Consider the following 16,840-nt stretch of genomic DNA (forward strand, 5'->3'; position numbering starts at 1 on the left):
GATATCCTGAGCAAATTTGAGGGAATTAACTCGTTTCCACAGCAATGAAGTGCCTTTCAAAAGGCAGGAGATAAACATCGACTTATCATTAACCCTTTTTATTGGCTTGACCATAGTCGCTTTTGCTGCTGGTTTTATCAGCTCCATTGCTGGGGCAGGTGGAGCTATCGTTCTACCCGTATTGCTGTGGGCAGGATTACCGCCCCTTAACGCGTTAGCAACCAATAAATTTCAAAGTGTTTTTGGCACACTATCTTCAACGATAAACTTCTTTAAAAAGGGCTATATTGATTTTAAAGCCCTAAGGCCTGCGCTGTGTTATGCCTTTGTTGGCTCTATGATAGGTACCTATTTAGTTCAGCAAATATCCACTGATTATTTATCAATAATGATGCCGTATCTACTTATTGTCTTGGCACTTTATATGATGTTCTCCCCAAGCATTGCTGATGAAGATCTGCCAGCGAAAATATCAGAGAAAACCTTTGCTCCTCTTGTGGGTGGCGGTATAGGGCTTTATGGTGGTTTTTTTGGCCCAGGAATGGGGTCGTTTTTCGCTGTTGCGTTTGCTTCATTGCGCGGTTTTAATATGCGAAAAGCTACGGCCTTTACCAAACCTTTGGTGTTGATTGTTAATACCACTTCCATGGTTATTTTTTTGTTGGGCGGGCATATTGTTTGGGCCTTGGCTGTTGCCATGGCTGCTTCGCAGATAGTGGGCGCTAGGTTGGGCTCAAATTTAGTGATTCATCGTGGTGTCGCTTTGATCAAACCCTTGATTGTATTGATGACGTTGGTCATCGCCATTAAGTTGTTAGTAGAGCAATAGCTGAATTATTAAGGGCGAGTAATTCAGTTGTATTGGTTATGTTAATTACTAAACTAAACTAAACTAAACTTAATTCTCTTTTGACTTTGCTAAAAACATACTCACTGCATAATCACAAATTTCCTCAATCTTACTGTTATCGGTATAGATACCATCAATAAATAATTTCGCTATGCCGTGAACTGTGCCCCACAATACTTGTGATACCCGCAGGGCATTATCATCGACATTGAATAAACCTTTCTTTTGCCATTCTTGCGTCATTGCTACTTGAAATTGAAAACAAGGGTAGGCCGAGTCTCTAAGTTCCTGGGTACTACTTTTGTCTTTCCAGATAGTCCGGCCGAACATTAATTCATAAAGATCAGGGTTGTTGTGAGCAAACTGAATGTAGTCATGAATAAAACGATAAAAGTGTTCTCTTATAGATAACTCTTCATCTTCATAACCACATTTATTTATTTGATGTAATTGCTCAAAGCCTTTTTCTGCCATACCGCAAAGCAGAGCATTTTTATCTTTAAAGTGATGATAAGGTGCTGTTCTGGACACACCGACACGGGAGGCAAGTTTACGTAACGATACTTCGTTTATGCCATTTTCTTGCAACATTTCTGTTGCAACAATGAGCAACGTTTCGCGCAGATCACCATGGTGATAGCTTGATTTTTCATTAATATTATTCATAGCTGTAATTTACCAATTTTCCCTAAAACAAGCAATCTTGACACTGTCATATTTACGGTGTATCTTTTGTTTATCTTAACTTGACGGTGTCAACTTTGGTTTGAGGGATGCGTATCCCCTTATTTGTTTAATTTAATCAGTGAAAGTCCTGAAATTTCACACTAGCTATATAAAGAGAGTAAGCGATGTCTGAGCAACAATTTTCAAAACTGTTTGAACCCCTTGATCTTGGTTTCACCACATTAAAGAACCGTGTCTTAATGGGATCCATGCACACGGGGTTAGAAGAGCACCCACAAGGCACTGAGCGAATGGTTGCCTTTTATGGTGAGCGCGCTAAAGGGGGCTGTGGTCTTATTGTAACGGGTGGTTACGGTCCGACAAAACGAGGCGCAACTCATCACGACACTAAATTGATAGAAACAGCAGAAGACATTGCCAAGCATAAAGTGATAACAGATGAAGTACACAAGTATGATAGTAAGATATGTATGCAAATATTACATACCGGTCGTTATGCGTTTAATAAAAAACCTATTGCGCCATCGGCTATTCAAGCGCCAATTAATCCATTTAAACCTGAAGCGGCGACCGCTGAGATGATAGAAGAAGAGATCCAAGGCTTTATTGATCTGGCAGTTAAAGCGCAACAAGCTAATTATGATGGTGTAGAGGTCATGGGCTCAGAAGGGTATTTCATCAACCAGTTTACGGCCTTAAGAACGAACCAACGTGATGATGAGTGGGGTGGGGCATTTGAAAACCGTATCAAATTTGGTGTTGATGTAGTTCGACGGATTCGTGAAGCGGTAGGTGAGCAGTTTATTATTATATTCCGTTTATCTATGATGGATCTTGTTGAGGGGGGTAGTACGTTTGAAGAAGCAGTAAAGTTTGGTCAAGCCATTGAAAAAGCCGGTGCAACTATCATCAATACGGGTATTGGCTGGCATGAAGCGCGCATACCTACGATTCAGACCAAGGTACCACGGGCAGCCTTTACTTGGGTAACGGCTAAATACAAAGAACACTTTAACATCCCCGTTATCACCTCAAATCGTATTAATACCCCTGAAGTTGCAGAAGCTGTGTTACAAAATGGCGATGCAGATATGATTTCAATGGCACGTCCTTTTTTAGCCGATGCTGATTTTGTTAACAAAGCTGCACAGGGTCGAAGCGATGAAATTAATACTTGTATTGGTTGTAACCAAGCCTGCTTAGATCATGTCTTTTCGGGCGAAATGTCGAGTTGTTTAGTGAATCCTCGTGCTTGTTTTGAAACAGAGATTAATATTATTCCAACAAAATCTAGCAAAAAAATTGCCGTCATTGGTGCGGGACCAGCAGGTCTGTCAGCATCTACCGCGCTCGCTGATGCCGGACACGAAGTAACACTGTTTGATGGTGCCAGTGAAGTAGGTGGTCAATTTAATATCGCTAAGCAAGTCCCTGGTAAAGAAGAATTTTTTGAAACCATTCGATATTTTAGCCGCAAACTTGAGCTAACAGGTGTCAAGGTGAGGTTAAATACTAAAGTCACGGCCGCTGAATTAAACGAGAGTGACTTTGATGAAGTTGTTATTGCTACGGGGATAAACCCGCGTACGCCGCCAATAGAAGGCATTGAACATGCAAAAGTTCTTAACTACATCGATGTGTTAAGACATAAAAAAAGTGTAGGCAAAAAAGTCGCTGTGATAGGTGCTGGTGGTATCGGTTTTGATGTTTCTGAATACCTAGTGCATTCAGGTGAAGGTACTAGTCAGAATATTGCCGCTTACATGAAAGAGTGGGGCGTTGATATGACCCTTCAAGCACGTGCAGGTATTGAAGGAGTTAAAGCACAAGTGTCAGCACCGGCGCGAGAAGTTTTTTTACTACAGCGTAAAGAGTCTAAAGTTGGCGCGGGTTTAGGTAAAACTACCGGTTGGATCCATCGTACGGGTCTTAAAAACAAACAAGTAAAAATGGTACCGTCATGTCAATATCATAAAATTGATGATGCAGGCTTGCATTTAAGCATTGATGGCGAACGACAAATCCTCGATGTAGATAATGTTATTATCTGCGCAGGGCAAGATCCTGCCAGAGAATTAGTTGAAGGGTTAAATAAATCTTATCACCTTATCGGTGGAGCTGATGTTGCAGCAGAGCTTGATGCGAAGCGGGCTATTAAACAAGGATTGGAATTAGCCACTCAATTATAATTGAGCCTAATAAATTACTGACACAATGCGGATGTTGAGCAACTTCACTTTTTAAAGGATATTTAAAACCTGAAGTTACTCAACATCTATAACTGAGAATTATTAGAAAATAAATGCGTACAAATAACCAGCACCTACCGCCATTGATAATATTACCGTTAAGAATGCCATGATCATTGGGTTTTTAAATAATGATTTAAGTAAGACAACTTCTGTTAAGCTTGCGCCTGCACTACCAATAATTAATGCCATAACAGCACCAAGTCCCATACCTTTTGCTGCTAATGCCGCACTTAATGGTATAACTGCTTCTGCTCTAATATAAAGTGGAATACCAATGACTGCGGCAATAGGTACTGCAAATGGGTTGCTCTCACTGGCGACATTAGCCACAAATTCAGTTGGCATAAATCCGTATATCATTGAGCCTAATGCAATACCACCAATTAAATAAGGGAGTACTTTCTTAAAGTCAGACCAGGTGCTGTACCAAATTTTCGTCCACTTGCTTACCGTCTTGCCATCATTACCACAGCTACTTGCACAGCCTTTACTCTCTGGGACTATATACGCTTCAGCTTTTATATATTTTTCAAAACCAAATTTTTCCAAAAAGAAACCTGCAGCAATAGAAACACCCATTGCGATAGTGAAATAGAAAACAGTGACTTTTAAACCAAAAGTAATAGCGAATAAACCAATGATAATTGGGTTAAGTAACGGGCTGGCAAATAAGAATACCATCATAGTGCCAAAACCAGCATTGGCTCTGAGCAAGCCCTTTAAAAAAGGAATAGTTGAGCAGGAGCAAAAAGGAGTAATAGCCCCTAGAAATCCGGCAACGATATAACCTTTGCCATTCTTACTACTTAAGATACTTTGGATTTTACTCGGCGGAATATACTCTTGAAGTACACCGACAAGGTAGCTAATAAGTAAAAAAAGCACGGTTAATTCAACTGCTAAAAAAGCAAACATGTTTAAGGTATCAAATACCATTTGTTGTGTAATAGTCATAAACAACACTCTCGTTAATTAGATGATTCGTTATTTCTAGATTGTTCGAATTATAAAGAAATAACTATCAGTGTCAATATATTTCTAGTAATATCGAATTAAAGTTAAAACATTAATTTTGTGAGAATGTTATGGAAATAGATATTATTGCCAAAGCCTTAAAAGAATTAGGCCACCCAACTCGATTAGCCATTTTTAAGCGCTTGGTAAAATCAGGAGAACAGGGCATTGCTGTAGGACAAGTACAAGAAGAACTTAAGGTTCCTGGTTCAACCTTGTCTCATCATATTTCAAGTTTGGCTTCTGCGGGTTTAATTACCCAACGTCGTGAAGGGCGAGTACTATATTGTGTGGTTGAATATGACAAGTTGCTTTCTGTAATTTCATTTCTACAAGATGAATGTTGTATTGATGAACAGTAATTCACCTACCAGTGTTGATATAATTGAACAACAATCGGTCTTTAATATCTCTGCTAGTATATTTCATCGGTTCATCGGTATCCCAACCACGATTAAAGTTTGTAGTCGTGGCGTAGTTATTGACGTTGAAAATAATTCTACCAATATTTCGTGGCAAGACCTTACTGTTCCGCCAAGCTTCCACCTCAGTTTTTTTGGTCAAATCATTTCATTTAAAACAGAAAAAAGAAACTATGTTTATAGCATGCTTGCCTATAGTGCTAAACGCAAATACAAAAATATGTGTGAGCAACTGTGGGCTAGCGCCAATATTCACCGTGTTGAGTCTTTATTAACAGCTATAGAGAATTTCACCACTAATAGATACTTGCGCCAATCAACTTTAGAACGTATTCAGTTAGCATCTAAACAAGAATTGGTACGTTGGTTACCGTGGCTCAATGCTAACAGATCAAGTAATGCAGCAAAATCGCTTGCAAATATTAGTATTATCGTACAACGCTTATCGTATTATCAAATTTGGAACGAACAGGAAATAGCAGATAGTCGAGAGAGTTATATTGCAGAGCAGCTTCAAATACATAAAAGTTTTTTTGATCAAGTTGAGTCCGATCCGTTAACACAATGCCAGCGCAGGGCTTGTATTATCGATAATGATAATAATTTATTGTTAGCTGGCGCGGGAACCGGAAAAACCAGTGTAATGGTTGGTCGGACAGGTTATTTACTCAAAAGTTTGCAAGGCAAGAGTGAGGAGATCCTATTATTAGCCTATGGTCGAAAAGCGGCCAGTGAAATGGATGACAGAATTAGAGAAAAGTTATCAACGGATAGAATTAGTGCGACAACTTTTCATAGTTTAGGTTTAAGTATTATTGCGCAAGTTGAGGGTAAAAAGCCTAAAATATCGGCCTTTGCAGAAGATGAAAAAGCAAAGTTAGCATGGATACAAGGCTATTTTGATACTTTAATCAATGACAGTGCCCACTATCGAGAGCTGGTTGTCGATTATCTAACGAACTATGAATACATTGAACGTAGTGCATTTGATTTTAAAAGTCTTGGTGAAAGTTATCAGTACTTTAACGATAATGACATTCGAAGCTTTAAAGGCGAACAGGTCAGGAACTTTGGCCAACTTTACATCGCCAACGCGCTATTTTCTCACGGAATAGCATATCAGTATCAAGCAAAATATGGCTATGACGTACAAACAACCGCAGGTAAACAATATCAGCCTGATTTCTTTTTGCCAGAGCTCAATGTTTATATTGATTATCATGAAATTGATCATAATGGCAATACCGCTACTTATATTGATGATGATACTTATCTTCAGCGGATTGAGTGGCAACGAGCCGCCCATGAAAACTATAATACTGACTGTATTGAACTAAACTATGCACAGCAGCAAGAAGGTAAGTTAATTAGCACTTTAATGCAGTTATTGATGGAGCGAAAAACACCAGTGCAAGCACCATCTAATGAACTCTTTTCTACTGAACCAATACCTACTGAGTTCATGACCGATACCCTAAAAGAAAATGGCAAAATCACTACCCTTGCCACATTAATGTGTCAGCTCGTAGGACTTTATAAGGCGGCTTGCTTAGAGATTTCTCTCGGTAATACTTCAAATAGACGCTTTAATAATGCTAAACATGAGGAAGTCATTGCTGCATCGCTGGCGCCAAAACAAACGACTAGAGCGTTTACATTGCTTAATCCCATTTTAACCGCATACGAACAGCATTTATCCAATTCAGGTGAGATTGACTTTGAAGATATGATTAACAAAGCGTTAAGTTACGTTAAGACCGACAAGTTTAAGTCGCCATGGCGTTATATTATGGTTGACGAGTTTCAAGATATATCTGAGCCGAGAGCGCGTTTAGTCAAAGCATTACGTGATAATAAAAAAGAATGTTCTATCTTTGCTGTAGGCGATGATTGGCAGGCTATTTATCGATTCAGTGGCGCAGATGTCAGCCTAACGACTCAGTTTGCCCGCTATTTTGGTGCAACGACTCAATCAGCATTAATGCAAACGTTTCGCTTTAATAATCAAATTGCAAAAGTGGCAACAGATTTTATTAGTAAAAATCCAGCACAAATTTCTAAATCAATTAGCTCGATAAAACAAGTGGATGCACCTGCGGTATCACTGCTTAAACGAGAAAGTAGCCAAAACAATATGGCTAAAACGATGTCAAATAAAACCATGATCATTGATGAAATGGCTAATGGTGCTATCGATGAAGTGTTAACAGCGATTTCAGCTAAAGTATGTAAACCAATAACCGTTTATTTATTAGCTCGTTTTTGGTTCCTTTTACCCACTAGCATCGATATTAAAAGGCTAAATAATCAATATCCATTACTGGCTATTGAGGGACAGTCATTTCATGCATCGAAGGGAAAAGAGGCTGACTATGTTATTATAATTGGAATGAAAAAAGGCATTCATGGATTTCCTTCAGCAAAAACAACGCCAGCAATACACGAGGCATTACTCGCGAAGGAGGAAAGTTTTAAATATGCCGAAGAGCGACGGCTATTTTATGTCGCGCTTACCAGAGCGAAAGACAGAGCATATATTATTGCTGATATGAGTGATTCAAACAACTTTGTTCAAGAACTTGTGAACGATCATCACATCGAATTGAATGAATTTGACAGTACGACAAGTCAATCATCCGTAGCGGACTTACCTTGCATGGTGTGTGATACAGGGCTATTAAAAAAACGAACCGGTCGTTTTGGCACTTTTTACGCTTGCTCTAACTCCCCTCGCTGTCAGCATAAAGAAAAACCCTGTGCTAACTGTGACAGTCCAATGACACGTAAACGATATCCTGGCTTTAAGACATGTTTAAATCAGCCTTGTAAAAACATAGTGCCAACGTGTGTCCAATGTAATGCAGAAATGGTCTTGCGTAAAAGTAATAAAGGAGAGTTTTGGGGCTGTCAAAATTACAGAGGAAATGATCCGATGAGCTGTAAAAATAGTGTCGACAATGCCAACATTAATTGGCCGGAATTGATTACAGAATATCCATAAAAGCAAAGGCGGTTGCTAAGCTAGAAAAACTTAATCGATGTATTTTAAGTTTTTCTACTTTTCGATATGTTTATTCCCCCAGTACAGACCTTGTTTCTAATTAATCATGAATAGCTAAAATTAATTGCTTGAACTTAATGTTACTTTAAAGAAAAGTAACCTTTAAAAAGGAGGCTTTCTAGCTTACTCCAATCTTAATCTTTCTAGTTTACCCTTTAAAATTAATAGCTTTTATTTTAGGTTTTTTGCTTCATATTTCGCAATGGTCTTATGCGCTCAGCAACACTTCATTAATTTCATTTTTTGTTAAAACAACTCGACTCATATAGAGCATTTACTCAGACAATGCACGTAAAAATAGCAAGCGGGATGAAATCGGGAAATGCTCCCGACAAACATTAAGTATATATGTGTTAGTGTTGATCTAGATTAAAGCTATTGATAGATAAGTACTTTATCTTTATCGAAATTATACGGTATCAATTATGAAGTTTTGTTTGAGTCGTACTTTGTCAGTCGTATTTTGCGAGTTAGGCCATTATGAAGATAAAAAAATTGTCATCCTATTTGCCTGTTATATCTCTGGACAAAGGGCTTTTTTCGCATCAAATTTACCATAAAATAAAATTATCCCTACTATTTATCATTCCATTATTAATTTCACTTAATGGCGCCTTATTCCAAATAGATAAATTAACTACTCGTGCTTCTCAATTAGCAAACGTAGAGCAATTAACTAATTTAACCGTTGAAATTAGACATTTACTGCATAATTTACAAAAAGAGCGCGGTTATACCGGTGTTTTTGTTTCAACTAAAGGTCGCAAGTTTAAATCTGAGTTAGTTGAACAACGGACATTCACACGAATTAGCACACATAATATAAATAATTTACTAACGACACAAAGTTTTACAACTAACAGAAAGCTTGAAGATCGATTAAAGAAAGTTAATGTTCATTTGGCTGAAATTGAAAATGTTCGGCATCAAGTCGATTCATTATCAATCAGTGAAGTTAAGGCTATCGAGTCGTATAGTGAATTAAATCATTTGTTACTTAATGTTGTTACTTCAATAGTCCAATTAACGGTGGATAGTGAGCTAACCCAAGCATTTTCTGCTTATGCATTGTTCCTTAAAGGTAAAGAAAGCGTTGCTATCGAAAGAGCAAAATTTAGTCTTGTTTTTGCCCGAGGGCATTTTTTAGAAAATGAATACAATGCATTAGTTAAATTAGAATTAGAGCAAGCGCTTTTTTTTAATGAGTTCACGGAATTAACCAGCGGAGGACTGCAACAGTCTTTTGGCAAACTGTTTACTGAAAAAGCTTTTCAGTCAGTGCAAAAAATAAAAACCAATGCGCTGGTTAATAACAAGGTTAACATCAATGTTATGCATTGGTTCAATACCATCACGGATAAAATTGATAAATTAGCCTTATTAGGAGACAAGATCTCCTTAGGACTTATTTCTAATGCCAGTCGACTAAAACAAAGTAGTGAGCGAGAGAGACTTTATTGGTTAATAGGGCTCATCATACTTTATATCATTATTATAGGCTCTGGGGTTTTGTTAATCGCCCATATTCATCGAACAGAAATGAATAGAATTGAAGAATATCAAAACCTATTCTCTAAAAATTCAGCTGCAATGATTGTGATAAATGCAAAATCACAAGATGTTCTTTATGGTAATCAGAGTTTTTCAGATCTGCTAGGTTATAACCAAGAGCAATTATCAACACTCAACCTTACTGATTTTCATCGCAAAGATGACTTTGACCGTCTTTTATCACTATTTAAACGTATGGTAACGGGTGAAATATCATCAACGGAAAAAGTGCTATTTATCCGTAATAACGGCGACGCTTTTTTTGCAGATATTTTCGCATTTCCAATAACTATCGATAAGCAAGAATACGTAGCTGCTCATATAGTAGACATTACTAGCAAATTACAAGCAAAACAGTATATAGAGCAATCTGAATTAACCCTGCAAATGATATTAGACAGCCTAAGCTCAGCAGTAGTTGTGCTTGAAGGTAAATACCAGATACCTATATATATGAATAAAAAAGCGATTGAAATATATAAAAATAAAGGGGAAGTCGAATCAGTTTGGTCTCTTTTTGAACAAAGTTTTTTATCAAATTTTAATGATGATTTAATTTCAAAAAAAGAACATTACAGCAAGTCGAAACAACGATGGTATCAAATTACCAGTAACCTAATTGATTGGGGCGATGGTCGAATTGTTTGCTTAAAAATGTTGAAAGACATTACTGAAAGTTGTGATGCAGAGCGTCGAAATAAAAACCTACTTGCTGAAAATAGGCAATTATTGTGCAGAAACTTTCTGTTGATTGAGCAAGAGCGTAAGTATATTGCCAAAGAGCTACATGATGAATTGGGCCAATTGTTAACGGGTATCAAACTTCAGGCTGACTATATATCTCGACAGACAGATATAGAGCATGAATTGATAACAACTTCAGCGAAAAGCATTGTCCAAGCGACAAGTGAGCTAATCAAATCCAGTCGGGATATCACCAATAATTTACGACCTATCATTTTAGATCAATTAGGTGTTATCGATGCGATAAAAGAGCTAGTACAAAATTGGCGAGATTTAAATAATCACGTCAAATTTGAACTTAACATTGAGTCTTTACCTCATCAGTTAAATGATGAATTCCAAATAAGCGTTTATCGGATAGTGCAAGAAGGCATTACTAATGCCTGTAAACATGCAGAAGCCCACAATATTAAAATATCACTGAAATTCATATCATCTTCCCATGATGAAAATCGTTTTTTACTGCAACTGAAGATACAAGATGATGGAAAAGGCTTTGCACAAAATAGCGAAAACTCTAAAGGCATGGGAGTCATTAACATGCGAGAAAGAACAGAAACACTTAATGGCGTTTTTTGTTTGATTAACAGACAAAAACAAGGAGCGGAAGTTTTTATAACCATTCCACTTGAGCCAGTAGTTCAGGAAGAACTATGCCAATAAAAATACTCATTGCCGATGACCATGCCATTGTACGTAGCGGCCTGACTCTCTTATTAAACTCTCAGCTTAGCTATCAAGTTATGGCGAGTGTTAGCAATGGTGAACAGCTATTACTAGAATGTCAGGCTAACCAACCAGATCTCATTATCACAGACTTATCAATGCCAGGGTTAGGTGGTGTTGAATTAATACGGCGTATATTACTTAAATGGCCCAGTATTAATATTATGGTTTTTAGTATTTATCAGAACCCTTATTTGGTGAAGCGTTTAATTGATATGGGGGTAAAAGGTTATATCAGCAAAAATAGTGATACTGAAATTCTTCTCGCTGGCATTAAGGCGATTAACAGGGCTGAAATCTATAGTAGTCCTGACATATGTATGGATACGGAACAAGAAAAGCCCTTATCAAAACTGACAGCTAGAGAACTTGACATATTCTGTTGTATCGCAAATGGCTTGAGTGCAAAACAGTCCTCAGAGAAGCTGTTTTTATCAGAAAAAACGGTTTCTAATAATGTATCCCTTATCAAGAAAAAGCTAAAAATTGCAAGCTCAATTGAAATTGTTCATTTAGCCATACTTGAAGGTCTTGCTAGTCCTAGCTAGTTGTTTTTTCTATTAAAACAGAGGGGTGACTTCTGTTATAAAAATTCTTCCTAGGGTTTTGTATCATAAAAAATGCGACAAAGAGGGATTACAATAAGTTAATGGTTTTTAAAAAAAGAAATATACTCAATCTCAAGGAATAGTAATGATTAGAAAAATGAAAATAAGTTCGCGGTTAACAGTGGGTTTTTTAATGTTAGTACTCATCCTCGCGATATCATCCATGAGTTCAATATTTCAAATCACTGCTATCACCAATAATGCTAACAAAGTTGTTGAATTAAGAATTCCAACCGCACAGGCAAGCGCTAGTGTTCTAAATGGCGTTAATCATGCCCTTGCAGCTTTAAGAGGTTGGATGTTATTAGGTGAAGATAAATTCAAGGCAGAAAGAAAATTAGCATGGGATACCGAAATAAACCCCGCGATAGTGGCATTAAATAAAATGTCTGTTAACTGGACAAATCCTGAGAATATCAGCCGCTTAAAAGAATTAAAGACTTTACTGGTGAGGTTTGAACAGCAACAAAATAACATCGAAGAGATAGCACAAACGTTAGGTAATACACCTGCAATTGAAATGCTCTATCAACAAGCAGTACCACAAGCATCTATTATGTCTAAGGAAGTAACAAGATTAATTGATATTGAACTGGGTTTAAATGCAAGTAGCGAAAGGAAAGCTTTGTTAGGAATGATGGCTGATGTACGTGGTTCATTGGGTTTAGCGCTTGCTAATATCCGGGGGTATTTGTTATCGGGTGAGGAGCATTATCGATATTCTTATGAACAATTATGGCGTAAAAATCAACGTAGATTTTCAGAGTTAACACAGCAACGAGCATTACTTAATGACGAGCAAAAGAAAGCTCTATTAAACTTTTCAAAAGCCATGGATGTATTTTTACCCCTGCCTGGGAAAATGTTAGATGCCAGATCAAAGGATAACTGGAATATTGCAAACTATTGGTTGGCAACGAAAGCTGCACCCTTAGGCTTTGAAATTAAAACAATATTAAATGATATGGCTATTAATCAAAAAACCTTATTAAAGACGGATGCCAGTATCTTACTCGAAACCAGTGATAATGCCATCTCTGTTGCTTGGTCTTTACTGTTTGTCGGTATCTTCGCTGCGACTAGCTTATCAATTATCATTATTCGAAGTATCATTCCTCCCCTTAATTTTATATCAAAGGGGCTAATTGATATAAAGCGTAATAACGATTTAACAATTAGTCTGAATAATAAAGGGAATGATGAAATTTCGGAAATGGCTAGTGCGTTAAACAATGTATTCTCAACCTTTAAGGCCTCCTTACATGAGGTTTCAAGTGCAAGTAATCAAATTTCGGTTACCGCGGAAGAAACTTCGATTATTTCAACTCAAATAGCGAGTTCCATTGAAAATCAAGCCGGGCAAACCGAGTTGATTGCCACTGCGATAAATGAAATGACCGAAACTACCAAAGAAGTAGCACAAAGTATTTCTAATACCTCTAATGCATCAGATGACGCCCATGTCCATGTTAGTACAGGTACAGAAATTATGGAAAAGACTATTCATTCAATTAACGGTCTGGCCAAAAAAATAGTTGATACTAGTCACACAGTAAACGAATTGGAACAAAAGAGTCGTGAAATAGCTAACGTGCTCGAAGTGATAAACTCTATTGCGGATCAAACTAATTTATTAGCGCTTAATGCTGCTATTGAAGCCGCTAGAGCAGGTGAGCAGGGCAGAGGCTTTTCAGTCGTTGCCGATGAAGTGCGTGCATTAGCAGCGAGAACACAAGAATCAACGGGTGAAATTAGTTCCATAATTAATAAATTACAACAAAGTGCAAAAGTGGCAGTGACCTCTATTGTTGAAAGTCAAGAGCAGGTCGATGATGTGGTTAATCAAGCACAATTGTCTAGCGAGGTACTTGTTACCATTTCTGAATTTATTACCAACATAAATAATATGAGCAGTCAGATAGCCACAGCATCGGAGCAACAAGGAGTAGTCGCAGAAGAAATAAATTTAAATGTGGTTAATATCCATGATAAAACACAAGAGAATGTTGGTGCTGTTTCAGAGTCATCAAAATCAGGCCGTGAATTAGCAGAGCTTTCTATGCAGATGCATACGCTAGTCTCAAGGTTTAAAATTGCTTAACCTTGTTAATAATGCATAAGTAAGTGATTATTGATGTTTTCATTTAACAGTGTCGTTTAAGGCAACCTTTGACTTTGCTTTGAAGGACCGGAAAAGTACACTCAGCCGATGGTATCATTCGGGCCTGAGTGTACTGTTAGTTATAATGCTAGGATGGATTAAATATATATATGGTTATTTGAAAATTATTTTACGTAATCGATATTCACCAGTTAATTCTCTAACTTCAGGATATTTTGCCGAAGTTTCCTGAGAGATCTTTTGATTTTCTTCTCCCCAAATTTTCATAAATTTATCATACTTGGCTTTATTAGGGTCTAAATCTTGTGAGTTTTCAAAAGTGACAGTTAAAACTAGATTAAAGTCTCCACTTTGTGGTAATTCACTGGCCCATATATTCCAATCTTTTATGTGTCCTAAGTCTTTCTGAATTTTTACCGCTTTAATCCAGCTTTTTGTTAAACCGGCTAAATAAACATCTTCCATATTGGGATCTACTTTAACTGTCGTGACAGAAAGGACCTCCTTACTTAAGTCATAATCTTTAAACATTTCTAATCGGTCTTGAGCAGTAACAGGTAGACTAACTAGCAGCGTTATCAAAAAGGTGTTAAATATTTTCATTGTGATTTCTCCGAAAGTGAGTTTCTTTAATACACAACTTAAATCGCATTAAACGGAAGGAGTATAGGTTAATATATGTACTTTGTCCGCCTGATAACATAACGCTTAATCATGATGGAAATTTAACGTTAAATTGTTTATCGAAATTAATTTACATATTGTGAACACATGAGGTATATCGCAAACGGCTAACATTATGAAAGCGCACTTTATCGGCAACTTCACTTTCTGGTAAATCGCAATGAGAATGTATTTTGGGCTTATATTAGAAAAGGTGTTACCTAAGGGCTCGTTTGACATGGATAGCGCTTTAGTAAAAAATACCTAATAAGCTAATTGATATGAATAAATGTTAGTTGACTATGACTCTTCATTACTAATTTAAAAACATTGTATTTTCCTCAATAGAGGTAATATTTCAATTATCAGGAGATATTGTGCAGATTTGTGAAATGACAAAGAGTGATTTTGCGTTATTTTGGCCTGTGTTTAAAAATATTGTACTCGCGCAAGAAACGTACGCATTTGATGCAGATATCGACTTTGAAACAGCTTACCACTTGTGGTGCACCTGCCCAGAAAAAACATATGTGATAAAAGATCATGGCCAAATACTCGGTTCATATTATATAAAGCCAAATTCGTCGGGACCTAGTTCTCATATATCTAATTGTGGCTATATGGTAAATCCAGAGAGTCGTGGTCAGGGTATTGCGCGTAAGCTATGTTTGCATTCACAAGAAATTGCATTAGGGTTGGGTTATACTGCGATGCAATTTAATTCGGTAGTTGCCACGAATGAAATAGCAATCCACCTATGGAAAAAACTTGGATATAAAGTTATTGGTACCATCCCTGATGCATATAACCATAAACAATTTGGATTGGTTGACTCGTTTATCATGCATAAACAACTGTGAACATAACGAGCTGTTAAAGCAGTAACAGTAAAGTCAGCAGTTGTATCATGTAAACGGAGTATTTAATGTCAAAAAAATATAATAATTTTTCAGAGTTTTATCCTTTTTATTTAAGCCAACATGAAAATACCACTTGTCGGCGACTCCATTTTGTTGGTTCTTGCTCTATCATATTACTCATAATTTACGCAGCAGTATTTGGTCATTTATCACTGCTTTGGTTTATCCCTGTTATCGGCTATGGTTTTGCTTGGATAGGGCATTTTGTGTTTGAAAAAAATAAACCTGCGACTTTTATTTATCCAATTTATAGTTTGATTGGAGATTGGGTTATGTTCAAAGATATGTTAATTGGAAAAATTGAATTTTAACTGTATTATTTTGATGTTTATGCCACCGTTTTAATCGCATTTATTTAACACACGCAACGTGCCCAAATATGAATTGCGTTGTATTTAATAAGTTAGCTAGGATAAACATAAACATCAAAAAAGAAGTACAAGGTAGTTGCAATGCTTGCCAGAATAACAAAGCGTCTGACATGTTTTTGAGGCAGTTGGCGAGAGACATTCGCGGCAACATATCCGCCTGCTAAGGTGCCACATAAAACAATAGATCCTTCATACCAGGCAATGACACCATTATAAATAAATAATGCAATGGCAGTCATTGACACGGTGGAGGAAATCAATAGTTTTAAACCATTCATAGTATTAATATTTGTATGGCCTGCTAAGGCTAAATAGCTGAGAGTAATAATACCTAGCCCAGCGTTAAAGAAACCGCCATAGGTCGAAACTCCCAGGAGTATAATTAGCAGTAAAATACCAGCCATTGATGAAGCGTGGCGATGGATAGACGCCATTTTTTTTAATTTTACGTTAATTTTTCCACCAAAGACAAACAGCAGGGTAGCAAATAAAAGCAACCAAGGAATGGCTTCTTTAAATAATGCTTCAGGTGTTATCAACAATAACCATGCACCTGCGATACCACCAATTAAACTGACTATGATGATTTGAATGAGTTGTTTGTTATGACCAGCAATATCTTTTCTAAAGGCATAAGCTCCACTCATATAACCCGCACATGATGCAAAGGTATTGGTCGCACTTGCTATGATAGGAGGAATGCCAACGAACATCAGTGCAGGGAATGTGATGAAACTTCCACCGCCAGCAATAGAGTTAATAACACCGCCGAAAAGACCTGCAAAGAAGAGAAAAACCAGTTCAAATAACATCGTTAAAAACAAGCCTTTGAATGTATAATTTGGCTAG

13 protein-coding genes are annotated in these 16,840 nt (G+C 37.1%); 9 read left to right on the top strand and 4 right to left on the bottom strand.

Annotated elements, in window-relative coordinates; all coding sequences use genetic code 11:
* The first annotated feature begins 16 nt into the window (after window positions 1-16).
* Complete coding sequence (locus ND2E_RS07555) at window positions 17-829, top strand: TSUP family transporter (RefSeq protein WP_223303637.1); 813 nt, start codon at window positions 17-19, stop codon at window positions 827-829.
* Window positions 830-898: 69 nt separating this feature from the next.
* Here ND2E_RS07555 and ND2E_RS07550 read toward each other — a convergent pair whose 3' ends face one another.
* Window positions 899-1,516 carry a TetR/AcrR family transcriptional regulator gene (locus ND2E_RS07550; RefSeq protein WP_033094528.1) on the bottom strand — a complete coding sequence of 206 codons (618 nt, stop codon included), beginning with the start codon at window positions 1,514-1,516 and terminating at the stop codon, window positions 899-901.
* A gap of 185 nt (window positions 1,517-1,701) precedes the next feature.
* Here ND2E_RS07550 and ND2E_RS07545 point away from each other — a divergent pair, with 185 nt between their 5' ends.
* Complete coding sequence (locus ND2E_RS07545) at window positions 1,702-3,726, top strand: NADPH-dependent 2,4-dienoyl-CoA reductase (protein ID WP_033094529.1); 2,025 nt, start codon at window positions 1,702-1,704, stop codon at window positions 3,724-3,726.
* A 102-nt stretch (window positions 3,727-3,828) separates the two neighbouring features.
* Here ND2E_RS07545 and ND2E_RS07540 read toward each other — a convergent pair whose 3' ends face one another.
* On the bottom strand, window positions 3,829-4,743 hold the full coding sequence (locus ND2E_RS07540) for a permease (RefSeq protein WP_033094530.1): 915 nt from the start codon (window positions 4,741-4,743) through the stop codon (window positions 3,829-3,831).
* A gap of 131 nt (window positions 4,744-4,874) precedes the next feature.
* On the opposite strand from ND2E_RS07540, the gene ND2E_RS07535 reads away from it, so the two are divergent.
* From ND2E_RS07535 to ND2E_RS22440, 5 genes are all read left to right on the top strand, one after another.
* Window positions 4,875-5,165: an ArsR/SmtB family transcription factor gene (locus ND2E_RS07535; RefSeq protein ID WP_033094531.1), complete on the top strand. Its 291-nt coding sequence runs from the start codon at window positions 4,875-4,877 to the stop codon at window positions 5,163-5,165.
* Window positions 5,155-8,226 (top strand): UvrD-helicase domain-containing protein, encoded by a 3,072-nt coding sequence (locus tag ND2E_RS07530; RefSeq protein ID WP_052056672.1) that lies wholly within the window; start codon window positions 5,155-5,157, stop codon window positions 8,224-8,226. The genes ND2E_RS07535 and ND2E_RS07530 overlap by 11 nt, the downstream gene beginning before the upstream one ends.
* A gap of 540 nt (window positions 8,227-8,766) precedes the next feature.
* Window positions 8,767-11,244, top strand: coding sequence for a nitrate- and nitrite sensing domain-containing protein (locus ND2E_RS07525; protein WP_033094532.1), 2,478 nt, complete (start codon window positions 8,767-8,769; stop codon window positions 11,242-11,244).
* The gene (locus ND2E_RS07520; protein ID WP_033094533.1) at window positions 11,235-11,855 is read left to right on the top strand and encodes a response regulator transcription factor; all 621 of its coding nucleotides are present in this window, start codon (window positions 11,235-11,237) and stop codon (window positions 11,853-11,855) included. The genes ND2E_RS07525 and ND2E_RS07520 overlap by 10 nt, the downstream gene beginning before the upstream one ends.
* A 145-nt stretch (window positions 11,856-12,000) precedes the next feature.
* On the top strand, window positions 12,001-14,016 hold the full coding sequence (locus ND2E_RS22440) for a methyl-accepting chemotaxis protein (protein ID WP_052056674.1): 2,016 nt from the start codon (window positions 12,001-12,003) through the stop codon (window positions 14,014-14,016).
* Window positions 14,017-14,190: 174 nt separating this feature from the next.
* Here the strand turns inward: ND2E_RS22440 and ND2E_RS07515 are convergent, their stop codons facing one another.
* Complete coding sequence (locus ND2E_RS07515; RefSeq protein WP_033094534.1) at window positions 14,191-14,640, bottom strand: hypothetical protein; 450 nt, start codon at window positions 14,638-14,640, stop codon at window positions 14,191-14,193.
* 437 nt (window positions 14,641-15,077) lie between these two features.
* Here ND2E_RS07515 and ND2E_RS07510 point away from each other — a divergent pair, with 437 nt between their 5' ends.
* Entirely contained in the window at window positions 15,078-15,560 is a 483-nt protein-coding gene (locus tag ND2E_RS07510) for a GNAT family N-acetyltransferase (protein ID WP_317628127.1), read from the top strand.
* A gap of 65 nt (window positions 15,561-15,625) precedes the next feature.
* Entirely contained in the window at window positions 15,626-15,931 is a 306-nt protein-coding gene (locus ND2E_RS07505) for a DUF962 domain-containing protein (protein ID WP_033094535.1), read from the top strand.
* A 92-nt stretch (window positions 15,932-16,023) separates the two neighbouring features.
* On the opposite strand, the gene ND2E_RS07500 is transcribed toward ND2E_RS07505, so the two are convergent.
* Window positions 16,024-16,803, bottom strand: a complete 780-nt coding sequence (locus ND2E_RS07500; protein WP_033094536.1) for a sulfite exporter TauE/SafE family protein — start codon at window positions 16,801-16,803, stop codon at window positions 16,024-16,026.
* Between the last annotated feature and the right edge of the window lie 37 nt (window positions 16,804-16,840).

The organism is Colwellia psychrerythraea, from assembly GCF_000764225.1.
In the GTDB taxonomy this organism is placed as follows: Bacteria; Pseudomonadota; Gammaproteobacteria; order Enterobacterales; family Alteromonadaceae; genus Colwellia; species Colwellia psychrerythraea_D.